This is a genomic window from Spongiimicrobium salis, from assembly GCF_043678055.1.
GTDB lineage: Bacteria > Bacteroidota > Bacteroidia > Flavobacteriales > Flavobacteriaceae > Spongiimicrobium > Spongiimicrobium salis.
The window spans coordinates 1,188,462-1,205,988 of sequence record NZ_JBHEQA010000002.1; the positions used below are offsets into that span (position 1 = coordinate 1,188,462).

General features: G+C 39.9%; 17 protein-coding genes. All 17 read right to left on the reverse strand.

Going from position 1 to position 17,527, the window contains the following annotated elements; all coding sequences use genetic code 11:
• Nucleotides 1-179 precede the first annotated feature (179 nt).
• Complete coding sequence (locus ACEXOE_RS14445; RefSeq protein WP_394749526.1) at nt 180-416, reverse strand: hypothetical protein; 237 nt, start codon at nt 414-416, stop codon at nt 180-182.
• 29 nt (nt 417-445) lie between these two features.
• Nucleotides 446-1,981 carry a hypothetical protein gene (locus tag ACEXOE_RS14450; RefSeq protein ID WP_394749527.1) on the reverse strand — a complete coding sequence of 512 codons (1,536 nt, stop codon included), beginning with the start codon at nt 1,979-1,981 and terminating at the stop codon, nt 446-448.
• Nucleotides 1,978-3,699 (reverse strand): hypothetical protein, encoded by a 1,722-nt coding sequence (locus ACEXOE_RS14455; RefSeq protein ID WP_394749528.1) that lies wholly within the window; start codon nt 3,697-3,699, stop codon nt 1,978-1,980. The genes ACEXOE_RS14450 and ACEXOE_RS14455 overlap by 4 nt, the downstream gene beginning before the upstream one ends.
• A complete protein-coding gene (locus ACEXOE_RS14460; protein ID WP_394749529.1) occupies nt 3,696-3,866 on the reverse strand; it encodes a hypothetical protein in 171 nt (56 codons plus the stop codon). Before ACEXOE_RS14460 ends, ACEXOE_RS14455 begins: the two co-directional genes overlap by 4 nt.
• On the reverse strand, nt 3,863-4,201 hold the full coding sequence (locus ACEXOE_RS14465) for a hypothetical protein (protein WP_394749530.1): 339 nt from the start codon (nt 4,199-4,201) through the stop codon (nt 3,863-3,865). Before ACEXOE_RS14465 ends, ACEXOE_RS14460 begins: the two co-directional genes overlap by 4 nt.
• Nucleotides 4,202-4,503: 302 nt before the next feature.
• Complete coding sequence (locus ACEXOE_RS14470) at nt 4,504-6,711, reverse strand: hypothetical protein (RefSeq protein ID WP_394749531.1); 2,208 nt, start codon at nt 6,709-6,711, stop codon at nt 4,504-4,506.
• Nucleotide 6,712: 1 nt separating this feature from the next.
• Nucleotides 6,713-8,878, reverse strand: a complete 2,166-nt coding sequence (locus ACEXOE_RS14475) for a hypothetical protein (protein WP_394749532.1) — start codon at nt 8,876-8,878, stop codon at nt 6,713-6,715.
• Nucleotides 8,875-11,751: a tape measure protein gene (locus ACEXOE_RS14480; protein WP_394749533.1), complete on the reverse strand. Its 2,877-nt coding sequence runs from the start codon at nt 11,749-11,751 to the stop codon at nt 8,875-8,877. Before ACEXOE_RS14480 ends, ACEXOE_RS14475 begins: the two co-directional genes overlap by 4 nt.
• Complete coding sequence (locus ACEXOE_RS14485; protein WP_394749534.1) at nt 11,741-12,379, reverse strand: hypothetical protein; 639 nt, start codon at nt 12,377-12,379, stop codon at nt 11,741-11,743. Before ACEXOE_RS14485 ends, ACEXOE_RS14480 begins: the two co-directional genes overlap by 11 nt.
• Nucleotides 12,349-12,792, reverse strand: coding sequence for a hypothetical protein (locus ACEXOE_RS14490; RefSeq protein WP_394749535.1), 444 nt, complete (start codon nt 12,790-12,792; stop codon nt 12,349-12,351). Before ACEXOE_RS14490 ends, ACEXOE_RS14485 begins: the two co-directional genes overlap by 31 nt.
• 43 nt (nt 12,793-12,835) lie before the next feature.
• A complete protein-coding gene (locus ACEXOE_RS14495; RefSeq protein WP_394749536.1) occupies nt 12,836-13,771 on the reverse strand; it encodes a hypothetical protein in 936 nt (311 codons plus the stop codon).
• 5 nt (nt 13,772-13,776) lie between these two features.
• Nucleotides 13,777-13,938: a hypothetical protein gene (locus ACEXOE_RS14500; RefSeq protein ID WP_394749537.1), complete on the reverse strand. Its 162-nt coding sequence runs from the start codon at nt 13,936-13,938 to the stop codon at nt 13,777-13,779.
• A gap of 11 nt (nt 13,939-13,949) precedes the next feature.
• Nucleotides 13,950-14,498, reverse strand: coding sequence for a hypothetical protein (locus ACEXOE_RS14505; RefSeq protein WP_394749538.1), 549 nt, complete (start codon nt 14,496-14,498; stop codon nt 13,950-13,952).
• Nucleotides 14,495-15,148, reverse strand: a complete 654-nt coding sequence (locus ACEXOE_RS14510; protein ID WP_394749539.1) for a DUF6712 family protein — start codon at nt 15,146-15,148, stop codon at nt 14,495-14,497. Before ACEXOE_RS14510 ends, ACEXOE_RS14505 begins: the two co-directional genes overlap by 4 nt.
• Nucleotides 15,148-15,330: a hypothetical protein gene (locus ACEXOE_RS14515; RefSeq protein ID WP_394749540.1), complete on the reverse strand. Its 183-nt coding sequence runs from the start codon at nt 15,328-15,330 to the stop codon at nt 15,148-15,150. The genes ACEXOE_RS14510 and ACEXOE_RS14515 overlap by 1 nt, the downstream gene beginning before the upstream one ends.
• 1 nt (nt 15,331) lies before the next feature.
• Complete coding sequence (locus ACEXOE_RS14520) at nt 15,332-16,627, reverse strand: phage major capsid protein (protein ID WP_394749541.1); 1,296 nt, start codon at nt 16,625-16,627, stop codon at nt 15,332-15,334.
• Nucleotides 16,628-16,629: 2 nt separating this feature from the next.
• Entirely contained in the window at nt 16,630-17,439 is an 810-nt protein-coding gene (locus ACEXOE_RS14525; RefSeq protein WP_394749542.1) for a hypothetical protein, read from the reverse strand.
• Between the last annotated feature and the right edge of the window lie 88 nt (nt 17,440-17,527).

Sequence of the window (17,527 nt, forward strand, 5' to 3'; positions counted from 1 at the left end):
CCATTCAATCTTCGACAATCGATCTTCATACTTATCATAGAATTTTGCCAACCACCATATAATAGCCAAAGATGAAGCTATAACGCTAAGTATAGTGGGAAAGGTCACAGCTAGACCAAATGTCAAAACCGTACTTATATTCTCGCTGATGTTTTGACATATAAAAAATAGTTTAAGCATTACTTTTCGAATTTTTTTATACCAGCATCTATGATGCGATTATAGAATGCTGCACCGGCAGCAAGGATAAATCCTGAAATCATTAAATAGGTATCAGATCTGTCCCATTGAAGTTCGTTACAGAGATCAGCTACATGTTTGTGGCCCGTACCAATGACGAAGTACAAACCGATAACAGCCAGCAGGGTTTTTACTGCAAAATTCCTAATTCCCGTTGCTTTGTCTATTTTGTCCATATTCCAGATTTTACTTTATTGATATTATCTCAAATCTTGCTTTTTTTTACATTTCCGTTTGTATTCCGAATAGTGGGTTCAATCTGTCCGGCCACAATAAAACTCCAGGCATCACGCGCATTGTATCCCGCCTTGTTCACATATGTCACACCCTGCCACGTATACTGCTCTTTTATCTGTGTTGAAGCGACTATATTGTTTTCGGATTCAAAAGGATCATAGATAGAATTCCAATTAGTATCGGTATAAAATGCGTTTGAAAGTCTAGTTGGGTGTATCCATTCAGATTCAGGTTGCCATGTATCTTCCCTATTTAAGAATTTATCGAAATATCCTTGGTCGATTACATCAAATTGAACAATCGGATCTCCTAAAGAATTTGTACTACGATTGTTTCCCACATTTCTTTTCGATATAACTTCCCTATAGGCATCTGATGCAGATGTATAGAAGTACCCTACTTCTGAAACTGCCAATGGTGTATCCATAAAATAGTTGTTTGGTACGGGAGTTGAATTGGTATGGTCGAACATGGTCCATATCTGCCTATTGTCAGCATTTGGGTCAGTAAACAATCCCTGTACATAGTTTCCAGCCGTGTAGATCGTGGGGCCAGAAACCTCTATATTTTGTACTTGATTTAAAATTGATAACGTTGCTGGTGATATTGTCCTTGGACCTACTTTGTACCAGTTACCAAAACTATCTAGTCTAGGGTCGCCGTTCACATTTATGATCCTTCCCACCCAACCATAACCTATATTATTGTGAACCCTTATCTCTGTTCCCGATCTACCGCCTATATTTGGCATTCTGGATTGCTCGGAAGAAAAGAAGCATTTATGTAAGATCATATGTATCTCACCTCTTGGAAAAGGCATACTATTGGCAGTATCAAAAGTCCAAGCGCCTAAAATCGCACCTGTATTATGTCCGAAACGAGCCTGACCAAAAAGTATATGCTGGACAATTATATTTCCGTATGTAATGCCCGGTGTACTTCCAGGGAAAACGTTGAAAATTTCATCGCCAGACCATCCAAGAGAGAGGTGGTCCAGAGCTATTCTTTCTGACCTATTTATAAATAATTGATCATCTTGTTCAAGTACTGCGCTATTTCCATTTCTAGAGGTTAAATAACGTATGATTATATTAGAAGTATTTGCGATTTGTATTTTACCATTTATGTGCGCAATACCTCCTTCTGGGGCCAAATGTCCGTGATAAGTCTTATTTCCTTGATCGCTAAAAGTTATATTTATATCTGTGCCATTTACATTTCCCGATACTCTTGGAACTATATCCAAGCTTTCATTTCTCATTAATAGTGCTCCGGATAAAGTTCCGGTGTAATGGGCCTCTGTTGTGGTGGTGGCAGGGATAAAAGTTGCTTGCTCCGTATTCGCTAGGGACGTAATAAAAAATAAAGTTCCTCCTCTTCCTCCTGTAATAAGGTCCGCTCCTTCACCATATAACGAAGGGAATCCTTTGATCTTATCCCAAACAACACGTTGGGCATTTAAAGAAAAAGCAATGAATAAGAAAAGTACAACTATTTTTCTCATTGTGTTATTTCGTTAAAAATTTCTGTTATTTCGGAACGAGATATTGCATCATTGAATATTGCTATATGGCTAAAACTCCCCTCGTAATTATGACTAGAACCATCAAATCTAGCTCCTAACAATAGATCGTTTGAAGTTGTAGCAGTTCCTACAGGTTCATTATCCACGATCAAAACATCGTTCCTATACACATCCATTCCAGTTGTCCGAACGACCATAACGATTACGTCACCCGCTGCAAATGCGGTAGATTCGATAGACTGTAAGCCCCCTGCGTAATACCTTTGTGTACTAGAAATTAAGGATATAGAATATTGCCCAGAACTAGTAGAATTCAATTGCGCTTTGGCAATTAATTGTTGTGTCTTGGTTTGGCTAACTGCGTGACCTATTTTTAAGACGATGGTAAATTCGTCCGTACCCGGTGTAAAATCCAATTGTGGTACGTTGCCATATGTATAAAAATCATCTACACCATCAAATAATATTTGGCGCTCTCCATTTTCGATATGAAGCGTACCCCTTGTCGTTGTGGCGGCAGTTGCATTGAAACCACTTTGGGAATCGTTCCACACACTGACAACATCACCTTCGTTTACAGCAGTAGGATCGATAGTTTCAGGTGTCTGCTTGACCACCAAAGAAGGAAGATCCAGAGCAGATTGAAAAACCTCCCACATACCATCGGCCCTATAATTTCCCGAACTCTCTTTTGAAATGACAATGGTCCTACCCGATTCTACCGTTATTTTGTTCACGCTTTCCGTAGCCTTTACAAGTTCCACGCCCTCACCGTATACAATGGCCCCGCTAAACTCTATGGTAAGTTTTTCCGCTAAATCCCCACTTCCCAAAACAAAGGGTACGCCAACGGGCAGTGTATCGTCAATGGTAATCGTTGAATTATCATCAATTATAATGGATACCCTTCTGCCCCTATTTGGAAAAGCCGTTGAAATAATATCACCGGGGAGTAAAGTCCTATTTCCCGAAGAACTAGTATATACAAGTTTACCAAGATTACCCAATACTTCGTCTATACCGGAAAGGGAACCAGTTAAGGTCGTCCCGGATGTCGTATTGGCATAATTAACGGGCGTATGCTGTGATATCACACTAGAGGATATTGGACTTAATAAATCTACACCTCCATATGAAAGTGATGATGCAGTACCTTCGAGGTCGATGTAAAATCCTGGCGAAGTCTGGAATCTCATCCGCGGATTTCCAGTGCCACTTCCAACGGCCATAAGATTGGCATTCATCAAAGAAAAGCTTCCGGTTCCCCCGTTGATCAAATTCTGAAGGTTTAAATCAAACGCCCCTGTCATGCCAATACTTCCATCCGCTAAAAAATCTCCTGTCCCACTTGGAGGTAAATCATTGTTGAAAGCACTAAGGTTTATACTGTTCAAGGATAAAGTTGGATTTGACTGGTTTGGGATGTTGAAGGTGATAACCCCTGCGGTTTCCGAAACTGAGGTTATAAAGTCATTGGTGTTTTCTTCCCCTATAGGAACAAAAGCAGTGCCGTTCCATTTAACATGTTGACCAGTTGTCGTATTGTAATATATCCCTGAATTTCTTTTGGCCCTATTTGGTAGGGCATCAAGTTGGGCCTGTGTAAGTTCATCATATAGGGTTCCCTTGACCTCTTGAAATTGACAATGTATGTTGAGACACAAAAAAAATGCCCCGATAATAATTAAATTTCTCATTTCTCTAAAAATGTTGTTATCTGTCCTTTATCATCAAATAGCATTATCTGATTGTCCTGTCTCAATGATCTAACCTGGAACAACTTCCCTTTTTTCTTTTTCTGTACATATAAGTAGATTTCACGTCCCAAAAAGAATAGATTCATCGCGCTCAAGAAGTATATCATAGCAATAATGTTTTTGTGATTCTTATAAGTCCCGTTTCATTGGAAATATCGTAGGACAATGATGTTACTTTGTACTTGACATAGTATTGATCTCCCCCTATAGTGGTTTCTCCTTTAAAAATGTCCCCTACTTCATGCGTAGTAAAGTCACCATTTACTTTATCGGCCTTTTCCGTTTGGAATCCGTTGATTATCGGGTCTATGTTCAATTCTTTTAAAAAACCATTCTTTTCCGTATCTGTCAGTTCACTTACCTCCTTTGTAGCAGATTGAAAAGCAGCAAACTCAGTATTTAACTGATTTATGGCAAGAGTGTTATTGATAGTGGTAGACATAATTCAAATTTAATTATTTTTATTTAGACTAAATAAGAATTGTAATTAAAATTTAGCTTTTATCATTGAATTTTAAGGCTTTGGGGCCATATATGTTTAAATTTGTAACATGGGTATATTGATTCTTCTGCTAATCGTCATAGGCGCTGGTCTGCTTGGTCGTTTTATTTTTTTGACGATTTTCGATTCCGTTTTTGGAAAACCAAAAGATGAATACCCCTACGATTCAACTTATATCGATAACTCCGTTCATCATCATTATCATGACAATAGAAGTGTTCATGTTAACGGGGAGGACGTTACTAAACACTTGGGGCGTAAATAAGGCTACCCCCTATCGTTAACAAGTTTCCGTTTAATGTTAATCTTATCCTTCCGTCATGCGGAGTGATATCGAGTGCCCCTTTCCCGGTACTTCCACCATTTTCTACCCCTGTACTTGGATTCAGCGCGATAACATCCTCATTGACCGCTACCGAATTACCTCCGTACCTGAATTCTACGTTTAGATTATTCATATTGCTCTCCCCAAATTCTTTTTGCTCAGGTGCCCCGCTTGCATTGAGCACCAGACCGTTGATCTTGAACGTGCCATATTTTGAAACTCCCGTGGCATTGGATATCGTTTCCCAAACTCTAGTTGACAATTGGTAATATGTGGCCCTATACCCAAGGGTCCTGACCTGATCTAAGCTGTACGACCTATCATCGCCTTCTAGCAATTGGGATTCCCCAAAGGATATAGGTCTAAATTTTGCCCTATTACGCATAAAATGCTTGATTCCTGTTACAAAGACCATTCCCCCCAGGTTTACATCGGAATACCACTCGGACAATACCCAATTATCATTATCCTCTATTTTTTTGAAAGGTTCCGATATCATTGTACGGTCAACCGTTGTTACACCATTAATATTATATCCTCCCTCTAGGGTTATGTATGATTTCCCTGAAGATTCCGTCATATCCACCTCACATTGAAACAAGTTATACGGCTGTATGTTGAAAGTTACCTGTATAGTGGTCGTTGATTCTGTAGCAACGGTTCCGTCCACTATAAAGAAAAACTTATTGATATCCTCTCGGTAAGATATTTCCTTTATCCTTTTCGATCCAACGGACCCAATATTTACCAATTGATCTTCTTCCATCCAATCTGGTACGGTATCTGTATAGGGAGAAGGGTCTGCCAAAATCGTCGTTGTGGATGGTTGGTATTGGTTCCCACCATCAAAATACACCCCTATTTCAGATTCGGAATGTGGAAATATATTGCAGTCAACTTTTTCCTGTACCCCTAGATTGTTCACCACCTCTATAAATGGGATATCATTTTTCGTTCCATCACAATTATGGAGGGTCATAATGTTGTAGGGGTAACTTGATTTAAATTGAATTGGTGGTCTGTCCTCATTCGTGAAACCGTATTCCGGATTGTACCTTAATTGGGTGATATCGGTAACACCTATGGTATTGGTGTGGTTCTTTTTATTCGTGGATGTAATGGTTTCCTTGTATGAAAAAGGAATTGAGTTCAAAGGAACGACTTCCAGATATCTGGAATCTGTCTGCTGCTCCCCCGTACCATCACCCGTACCAACCGGCAATGATAACAATACAATTGTCTTTGAAACCTCACAACCATATCTATCCCTAATGAAAAGCTTATACGTTCCATCGGTTATATTGGGAAAAAGATTGCTTGTTTGGTAATTGGTGCCGTTGCTTGCGGTTTCAAGATCTAAGGAATACTCCGGTTCCGTATTTGCAACTGGATTGACTGATTCTATCTCTACATCGGTGAAACCCTCGAAAAGTGTTGTCCTTTCCTTGAACTCTCCAGGAATTAATTTTCTAGGCGGTCTTATTGTGGATTGTGCAACATTCTCGTTTACATCGTTCAATATCACTACGACATTATCAACTCCCCTGTTAAGGGAAATGGTATCTTGGGTTCCGTCCCAATTGGTTATTGCGTTCGTTCCGTTTACCGTTAATGTAAAGGGTGTACCCGATCCACTGGCAGAAACCGTATAATCTATAGTATCACAATTTCCGTTTGCTGTAATCGCGGTATTTAAAGTTACGGGTATCTGTATAGGGCCTGTCGTAACATCGGTAAAGGTCACATCCAAAATATTACCATCGTATGACGTATTGATAAATTGCCCGTTTGCGGATACTATGCGCACTACATTCCCTGATCGCGTAATCGTGAACATCTTTTCAGTGCCGAACATGATGTTGCCATAATCCCGGATTAGTGATTGACTATAATAAAGGGCCTGTTCATCGGACAGGGCCTGTTGTGTTGGTGTACCCCCTGCGGCAAATCCCTGTGTCGCCCTTGTCATTTGATTTGAACTTGCAACGCCCGGAACTATTGTTTCTACCGTATTAAGGTGCAAGGGAAAACCTTGATCAAGACTAAATCTTATAGCACCCAATGTTTCAGGAGAAGGATTCGGCTGGATTACGTTTATAGTGATTTCAATTGTGCTACTTGCCATTTTATACAGATTCTATTAATTCCCAATTACCTTCGTTGTTCTTATCTACTTTTATGATTATTCCGTTGTATAGTTGTCCGTCCCATGAGCTTCTAAAGGTGACTTTACCGTACATATTCGTAGTACCGTCCGTATGCCGTGCCAAAAGAGCTTGCTCTATAATATCCGTTATCGGTAATTTGAACCTGTACAATAACGGTATGAACCTAGCTTTGTCAAGTCTTGAATGCGGTACATTTCCATCTTCAGCGATATCTTGACCTCCTATAAGCCTTGTAACAAGGGAACTGTTACAATTGGAGGATATGAACCTCAAATTTTCATTTGGATGTGTTGTAAGCCCTGAATTTATGTATGAACTGTGCCCCTGTAAAAGCATTGACGGTATGAAGCACCAATTATAATTGGTTTCATAGCTGTATACATTTTGGGGCTGCGTTTCGAAATAAGCATCCCATTTTTTTAGACGATATTCAAACCCTGCATTGAAGCAATCCAGGAAGAAAAAATCGTTGTCCATATCGGTATCGATATCCGGATTATCGGTATATTGGTTTTGCCTAATTATCTCCACATCCTCCGCGCCCGTTCGTATATCGGTGGTAACTTCGTACTTTGATTCGCTTGCGGTGTTCATGGTGTTCCATGTCGCTTTCCCTGCAGTAGAATAAAGGTTGTTTACTTCCTCATAATTGCTTCCACTTGAATTTGACCCTATGGTAATTGTGGAAAAGTAATTGTCGCCAAGTACATCCCTTTCTTCATCAGTAGTGGATAGGTATTGAAATACACTGTTCGTTGTCGTACCAAGCCTTACATTACGGAACTCCCTAAAAGTAGATGTCCAAGGCTCTATTGTGAAATACTCCTTGTTTCCTACGGTAATTGCTTGAAATACCAATCTTTCCTTTATCTTATAACCGTTTATGGCATCTTCTAGGGAAATACTGGCCTGTAATTTTCTTTCGTCGTCCTCTCCCTCATTTAAAACCTTTGGCATATTGCGTATAAATGTCCCATGTGTAATAAGCAGATCTTCGTATTTACCCCCTGTTTCGAACAAACTGGACCTAAAGGCATCTTTTTCCCCCGTTATTAGATAGACCAATCTTGTAAATAAATCAAATGGCCTAATTGCTTGTGTATAGGTAACGGGAAATAGGGTTTCTTCCTTTATATTGATGGAAGTCCCGAAAATCTCGTAACGTATACCGTCACTTGTATTACTGAGTGTACCTATAGCAAAAGATTCCCCTTCTAAAATATCAAGTTCGTATTCATTGAATTCGAAAATACAGGTATCCCCTATGACGTTGGGGTTACAATTATCAAGATTTATCTTTCTCTTAAAGTTAAGATCTACACCATTTTCATAAATGATGATATCAAGGTCAAAAGTTCCCGAATTGGCCTGTGTTATCCTCGTCTCTACCCTACCGTTTAAAACTACCTTTGTATCGATATTCGCATTGAAATACAGTACGTTCCTGACCTTATCTGCGGTAACACTGGCATAATTTCCACTTGAAGCGCTCAGTTGATCGCCCAATACTTCCTGTACATCGTTCCTATCGCTATTGTAAACCACTTTATAGGGAATAGCACGGGCATTTAGACCATCCGCCCCGCTAACTATTGCCCCTACTTCAGTACCATCCTCTACACGTAACAAACTCCTTCTTAATATCTGTCTAGCGTCCAAACGAACGTTTACGGTTGGAATATCGGAAATCGCATTACCATCTTCATCCTCTTTTAATAATATATCGTAATCATCATTGAACCTGGAATCTATTATCTGCATCATGCCCCCTTCTATGGATTCAAAAGAAGCTGTAGTCTCCGTAAAGGTCAAAGAAGAAAGGTTTACACCTACGTTACTTACCTGAATCCATCGCTCATTAACACTGGTCCTATCCTTTCTGAACTCCCTTAGCCTAACATTTCCCTTTACCCCATATAGTCCCCTATAAAACAAAAGATAATCCCTACCTTCCTTAGCAACGGTTATATTTTCGGGTTTCGACGTTATAAAAGTCCCTCTTTCATCATCCCTTTCCAACACGTCCGCATTTCCCCTCTCATAGTCTTGGATAGGTGGTATGACCTGTATTCCCCTTTCAATAGAGAACAGTTCGAACCTAACGTTATCGTTATATCCTATCATATCTTAGTACGTTTTGGAGGTTGGATGGTCACATGATTTTTAACCACATTCGGCCTTTTCGAATACCTGTCCATGTTTTTATTCAGAAGGTTCAATTCCTTTTCCATCTTACCCAAAGAAGCATTGAAGCTCATCATCATTAGGGCTGAATCTATCTTGCTTTCCTGCGTCTCAAAAGTTGTCATTAAAATTGAAGCGTTCAGATTCTTCATTAGGTCTATGGAATCGCTGGCACTGTAAACATTTGTACCTTTTGGAAGATCGACCACTTGGTTCCTATTTTTGAACATGCTTAATTTTCCGTCCGGGGTTTCAACTATTTCCCTAAAGCTTGACCCTTTTTGATCGTTTATTACCGCTTTACCTCCTTCAAAGTTTTCCACACCGTCCTTAAACTGTGGCAATGGCTGTGCGGCTACAAAAGCGGCTTGTGCGGCCCCTATGGCTATTATTCCAGGAATAACAAAAGGCGCTAAAGTTCCCGTTTGTGCGGTTGCCTTTACAATGGCGGCTGCTGTATCAATGGCAATTTGAATTAGTGTTGCATTGCGTTCGGCCTGTGCCTGTTTTGTCCGTATCTGATTTTCTTTTTCTTCGGCTATCCTTCTCGCTCTTTCCTTTTCTTCTTCGGTGGCGTTTTCATCATTTAGAACTAGATCTAGTCTTTCTTGGTTAGCCCTTATTTCATTGTCATACCTTGCCAGTGTACTTCCTAAAATCGCATTGTTTATCGATTTCACCGTACTGGCATAATCTATTTCAAGTGCGCTTTTTTGATCTATGATATCACTGAAAGCGGATAGGTCCAATCCGTAATAATCAGAGAAGGTAGAAAAAAGCGTACCTAGTAATTCGTGCTGTTTTTCGGTACTTAGTTTGGTGTACCTTGTTTTCTCTTCTTGGGCCTTTTTATGGGCATCTACATCCCTCTTTAATGCATCGATCAACTCTTGGTTATCGACCGTAGATACAGCTTCGATTCCAATTTTTATATTCTCACCATCTGGATTTAATTGGGTAATGTTTACTTTGACCGCTTCTAAAATTTCTTCTATCCTTTTTGCTCCCTTTTCAAGTTTTCTGAGTTCGTCCACAGTTGCACCAACAGCGCCATTGTCGATTTTATCCAGCTTTGGCAATCGTATTTTTTTCGTTTTTTTAGTTTCTTTATTCAATGTTTGCACCTCGTCGGTCGTTTTGCGAAGCACAAAGTTTAAAGCTTCTAAACGCCCTTCGCGTTTGGACACTGCTATGTTGGCCTCTTCTAATGATTTCCTTTCCTCTTCTAAGGATTTTTGCATATCTACTACTCCTTCACCATCTTTAGAGTCATCTATAAGTTTATTCAGCGTTCTTATAGAAGAGTTTATAGTTTCAACCTCTTCTTTAGCTCTTTCCAAACTTTTGGTGTAATCAAAGAAACTACGTGAAGCTACGTCCTTCATTGTTTCTCCTGTTTCTTCTGCAACGGATTGTAATATTTCCAATTCTTTGGCATAGGATTCTGCAGCAACTTTATCATTGAATTCCTTATTTAATTGCTCCGCACTCTTGAACAAAAATTCAAAACCTTTGATCGCATTGGATAAAATGGTAAATATGTTCGTAAACACCTTTGAAATTGCTCCTTCACCATTTTCTACGGATTCTACAAACTCCAACCAAGAGTTAGTCAATCTGTTTTGAGCGGCATTGATAGTTTCGACCTTATCCACCTTATCTAAGGAATAAGTCCTTTCCAGCTCCGCAGCAAATTTTGGTAGAACCTCGCTTGCTATTACATTACCCAATTCCAATTGCTTATCTAATTGCTGGGTTGTCAAACCCATAGAACGCGCTAAAATCTGGAATGCCCCCGGCAATCTTTCCCCCAATTGCCCTCTAATTTCTTCAGCTTGTACCTTTCCTTTTGAAAGCATCTGTTCCAATGCCCTAAGAGCGCCTTCGGTATCGGCAGTTGACAATCCTAAAATTGAAGCCGCCTTGGTCACATTTCGAAATATCTTTTGTGTATCGATTAGTGTAAGATTGGTATTCTTGGCTGCTGCGAAGAATTTTACATACGCCTTAGATAATTTCAGAATATTTACCCCGGCTTCATCGGCTAATTTTTCTAAAAATAGATTTGCTTGATTAAATTGAATCGTGCTATCGGTAATTTGTTTTAAGGCTTTGTTCATTGCGTCAATAGCCTTGATCTGATCGAATATTTCTTTCGAAATCTGTAAAGCTGAATATGCTCCAAATATTCCCGCAAAATTTCTAAAAGCTAAATTCGCTTTACCTAGAGCGGTAGTATAATTACCCACGTTCCTTCGAAAATCCCGAATTGCGCTGTCAGCTTTTTTAATTTTTTTATCTAAACGATCAAACTCCTTCTGAGCGCGATTTATACGCCTATTGAATTTTCTTTGGGTCTCATTGCCCAATCGTCCTTGGGCAATATAATTTCTAAGTGTATCAGCCGCTTGTCTATGCTTTACGGATAATTTTTGATAGGCGCTTGATAATTTAGAGCTCAATACAGCTTCATCCTTCAATGCCTTGTTTATCAATTGAATTTCGTGCCTATTCTTGACAATCTCCTTATTTACCTTGGATTCGGCTTCTGAACGTTTGGCAATCGCTTTTTCAAGGGCTTTTTCCAATCGTTCCCGCTCCTTGGCGTTCTGGTTGAATTGCGCTATCAATGTTTTGTTCGCTTCCAGACTCTTTTCCAACTCTTTCGGCAAGCGGATATTTGCAAAATTACCGTTAACTTCCCTTCCGGCCTTGGATATCTCCACAAGTCCTGTGCTAAGGTCGGTAACTTGTCCCTTCAATTTTTCGATCAGGGCTATTGCCTGTTGTAAAGCGGTTATATTATTGGACATGACGGTTATTTTTTCTTTTTTGGGAAGCCATTTCTTCAGCGCTCTTTATCAATTCTATCCATTTTGCAACGGATGTGGTCTTAAGGTCTATATTGTTCCTCCCTGTGGCATTCTCCAAGTTTACTTGCGCCTTTTCTATTCTCGTTTTTACTTTTTTCCCTGTTTGGATTTTTTTAAGGTCATTTTTTATAAATCCTATTTTTGTTTTGATCGATAATAGCCACACATTGAACCTTTCCAATTCGCTTTCTACCTTTGATTGATTGAACGCAAAACCCCAAGCGGCCAATTCCTTAAAATGCTCTTTCCTTGATTCCTCCGTCATTGAGTTGGTCAAAATGGCATCCATGATCATGGAACAGATATACATTTTAGATTCCAAGGCCCCTATTTCGCCCTGTAACCTAAAATTTTCGTAAGCATCGCTATCGTCCAAGATTTCATAATATTCGTTTATGATTTCGGGCCATACAGCGCAATCTGAAACATTGACCTTCTCTATTTCGTTCCATTCCCTCAACAACCATCTACCGTCCAACTTTTCAACATACTTCGTGAAGTTCCAAATCGGAAGATCTGAGCATGTAGTGTAGTATTTTAAACTGGCGGCAGTCTCTTGAATATCCATTCTATAAGTTGTTGTAAAACCTTATCGTTTATTTTTCCTTCGTTATCCGTGGTAAGGCCAAAAATGTCCTTGCCGTATTTTTTAGTAAGCAATGGAGTTTTTGCATCCGAAGAGAAAACCCCGAATTTCCCGTCCCTAGCGTAGACGTAAAAATTTTCGTAGAAGTCACCCGTATCGAGAAGAGTTGTACGGTCGAAGACTTCTCCTTTTTGTTTTTTTAGAGCGATTGTGAAGGGTGAGTACGGCTCTAAACGGACTCCTTTTTTATTGATTCCCTTTTCGAACAATTGTTTGTTCTGGTTAAGGGAAATAATTTCTTGTTCAAGACTGTATATGATCTTATAGGCTTCTCCCTCTACATCATTTAGCATTTTGTCCAATGCTTCTATGTATGGGGATGCTGCAGTGATCATAGTAAAAGTACCCCCACCCAAGAGCAGGGGTATTTTTTTTAGTTTACGCTACTGTTTTAGAGACCGTAACGGACTTATAAAGGTTTCCGTTCTTATTGATCACGGACCTATTGTTTGCCGAATCATAAAGACTTAGTTCCAAAACATCGTTCGTTGACAATGCCGCTACCGTAAGATCGGATAATGTCGTATCCCCAGCCACTGCAGCCTTTGCCGTTGGATTGTCGGTAACATTGTTCTTCTTCAATAAGAAATCGCCAAATTCAAGATCAAGGATGGGGGATTTACCATCTTGGTCCCGCACTGCCTTTACCCTGATCGATGTATCTGCATTCGCTGGATTAACGGGTATCGTCAATCTCACCTCTGTGATACCATCCACCAATCTAGGATCAAAATCCAGATTTGCCCGTTCAATGAAAACATAATTTTCATCTACTTCAAAACGATCCAAAAATTGGAATTTCAAAGCTTCCTTGGCCGCTACCGTATTACTGGCAAAAGTCATTTTTTCGGGTTGTATCATCCCGGTATTGAAACCCTGTGCGATACCATTTGCATTCTGGGTCATAAAGATTGCCCCTGCTTTGTCCACAATGGCAATTTTCCATCCCCCAAATCCTTTCAATGAGTGCAATACCCGATTATTATATAGCCCCTTTTTATAGGTCGCCATAAACATATATTTACCCTCATTGGTAACTTCTTGGGTATCATCTTCCAAGGTTTCGATTGCATCTGCATTACCGTTTTCCTCAAAACTATTGATGCCCCTTAAAACAATAAGGTTCCCGGTTGCCTGTATCTCTTGGACATACGCCAAGTTCAACTCCCTTGCAGGATCGAACGTAAAACTTGGACTCAATGCCCAAATTGACGAAGCTGCCTGAATTTGCTGTAAGCATCCCCCTGAAAGGTTAGACCCTAAAGCCGCGCCCGCACCGCAAGCGCCCAGATTAATTAATTCTTCTACAGTCATGTTTTCTAAATTTTATTTTCCTTTTTTAATTGATCGGCAAACTCCTTGGTGCATTCGATGGAATCCCCTGGCTTATAAATTTTCACCGGGTTTCCATCCTTGTCCAAGCCAACTTCTAGAAAGCCCTTCAATACGTATTTTGTTTTCTTGACCTTTTTACTTGCCATTGTTTAAATTTTTAAGTTATTACTGGTATGTCATAGACAATACTATCGTATGAACATCCCTGCATTATTTCCAGCTCTACTGAAAATGATATAGCGTCCCAATAGTCCACTTGGTTGGTCTTTTTTTCCTTTCTGTTTCCTTCAGTGAATTCAAAACCGTAATTAGGAAACTCTTTTATATCGGTCCAAAAACCTTCTGCATCCCTAATGAGCGATATTCCATTGGCCCCTTCAAAAGCTTGCCTTATGAGTTCCATATATGGAAAAAGTACTTTCCGAAATACCTTATCATACCTTTGATCGTTGAACCAATCCAACCTAGTGTTATGAGCAAGGACGAAATCAAACCTTCCCTTTGACTGATCTTCTCGAATCTTGTGACCGTTGGGCATGATACGGAACAATAAGGGGTAGGCATTTTGCCTGTTTTTTTGTCTAGAAATGATGATTTCCCCCAAATATTCCTTGCTTCCCATATCAAAAACAAGTCTATCGCTCCCTCCCAATAGCGGAATGGTCGCAAATAAATCGTAGAAGACTTTTGATACATCTACGCTCATAACCCCCATTCGTTTTTATTTTCCAAAGGAGTGAAATACCACCCCGGATAATTATCCGAATGATCGGAAAGGAATGTGTACAAAGACACCTCTTTGGTATTCCCATGACCATTAAAGTGATCTTCAAAATGATAATTCCCATGGGAGAAACACGTTACAGAATTTCCTTCGATAGTGCCACCATACCAATCTATCATATCCCGCCATACATCAGTAAGTCTACGATTGGCGGATACGGTTTTTGAATTTTCCGCATCCGCTTTGACTATCCCCAACGTTGTATGTTGGGTAATGCTATCGTATACATACTTGTACCAAACGTAATTGGCTATGAACGACTTTTTGAACGTCCCGAACGGTCTTACAATCCCTTTCCAGAAATGGGTAATACCGTTTTTTTCATATTCAATACCGTTCAATAGGTCATTCCACTTTTGATCGGCAGAAGCTGAAATGGTCCCATTCTGTTGGATGTGCTGGATGAATTCCGAATAAAGTTTACTACCGAGCGCATAAGTCAGTATCTCCGGCTCATAGATTGTAATGAACTCATTTAGCGATCCTTCATTATTGACAATGGAAGAAGCGCCCTCACCTACTTGTGGCAGGTATAGGTCCGATACAAAATATGAGCTGTTGATAATTGACATTACTTCACGATTTTATGATCTCTTAGCATCTGGGCCGTATTGGGATGTTTTTTGACCTTGTCACCTTTTTTCATTTCACCGTGATCTTTCAAATAGATGACCTCTTCGGTATCCCAATAGCTGGTCAATTTCTTCTTTTCGGATTTGACCTCTTTCGTATTATTCTGTGCTGTATTTCCCATTTTATACTGCCGTTAATGCGGTTATTACATCTGCAAAAGTTCCTTTTATGATACCACGTTTATCATTGGTGGTTGCATAAATATGATATCGTGATTCCCCTACCATAGTAATCTGGTTTCTAGTGAAATCATCGTTTTCCCATCCAAAACGCACGGTATACCCCCAAAGGTTTCTGATCTTTACATTTTTGAAGTCCCCAACAATAAATTCTCCTACCGTAAGGCTTGGCTTGGCGACGATCCTTACACCATCGATAACATTACCATTGGCATCCGAAAAAGGTGGCATTACATAATTGCCATCAGCATCTTTTGTCAATTTCTTCTTCAGATTGTCCAAAGTGTTGACAAAGACGATATTGGGAACATATACCCCTTCACTATCGTTTGCCATACCAGCGACCAATGCTGCAATGGCATCATAATATTGAGGATTATCTACCTTTACTGTACCCAAGATAGCAGCGTTGAAAGGTGTGGCCATTGCGTCCAATCCCTTAGCCCCTGCCAATAGATCTTGTTGCCTTGCAATGTCATGTTTACGCTTAAGTGTCGTGGTAATAGCCGATTGCAACCACTTGTAATCGAAAAGGGATTCATCGGTAGCCTTCATAACTCCCGCAACCTTGTTGGGCTGGGAATAACTGGTTACGTAATCCACATCGATAAGTGGCTTAAGAGATCCTTCCGCCACAATTGCTGCATCACCTTCCCCTGGTAATTCATCTACATAAGGAATGGAAGCTAGGTCGGTATCACCAACATCGAAGTATTGTTCCAAAAAGATTTCTTCACGCGGTACTTGACTTACGGAACTTACGCTTTGTGATGCAAAAATATCCGCTGCTCCATTGGGGGTGATGTTTCCTGTCGTTGTTACTGCAGGTGCTTTGATCTCGATTTTGAAAGATCCCGTTCCATTTACTGCATCCTTATGGAACTGCTTTAACTTTTCGTGATTTTCCTTAAGGGCTTCGCTTACCATACTTTTAAAGCTGGTATTCGCTGGGGCCACCTCTTTTTCGTTCAAAGATGTAATCTCGGAATTGAGATCTTCGATTTTTTCTTCAAGTGCTTTCAGGGCATCGGTCTTTACAAATTCCTTCATAGTGTCCTCTAGCTCTTTAATAGCTTTGGAAACGTCATCAGGACTTGCTTTATCCTCTACCATTTTTTTGATGGACTTGATCGCTTCTGAATTAAACTCAGCATGCAGTTCGCCCATTTCTGCGGGTGATTTTTTCGCGAAATCTTCTTCGGAAATACCCTTTTTCTTTAAAAATTCTTTAAAATCCATTTTTAACTTAGATAAAATTTAACTTGTTTTTCTCGAAGTGCTCTCGCGGCTTCATTTGTCTGTGAAAGTGCTTTCGCGGCTTCCATACTATAAGTAGGAGTGATAGTGTTGCTCCCTAAAGGAACTGCACTACCCTCTATTACTCTTGCTTCTTTTATGGCCCAGAAGAATCCTTTATCTTCTGCGAAATCCCTATTTATGACCTCTTTTATGTACTTTTCCCATGCTTCGTACTCTGCACCCCCATTTTCTTCGTCATTGATGCATAAGACCAATTTTACGTACCGCATCCCCACGCTGTGATTACGAACGTATTTATCACGGTATTGATCGAACATGTAAGGGTTACGGGATTTCTTTACCAAAGAATCGAACATCAAAGCTTCTGTATTCCCGGATACGTTGTAACCCAAATCCTTCCATGTATAATTTTTTGTATATGCCGTTAGGTCTTCCCCATCACTTATGATCTTGTCGAACATATTTGATTTGTGCTCCTGTACGTGCATGATCATTCTATTCTCACTTAGGGATTTCTTCCATAATCCGGGAAGGTGTACATCGTAATGGCTGTCCATAATGTTGGTAGTGTTGATCACCGCCTTTACTAGTAGCTTATCGACGTTTGCATCAATAGGCGTACCGTCCATTTTAGTTGCTCCATATTTGGAAATAGTAGGAGTTTTGACAAACGCAAAACCATCTGCTTCTTTGATAATACTTTTCTTTTGGGCAATAAGCTTGTCCTTATTTGTCCTTAGAAAATCGAACTTTTCCCTTTTGGTATTGAATTCCGGTAACGCTAAGCTCATAACTGATCTTTTTTACATGATTGGGTGCAATCGGATTCACATGCTTCACACTTTTCTTTTAGTACCATTTCACCCATGGCTTTCTTTT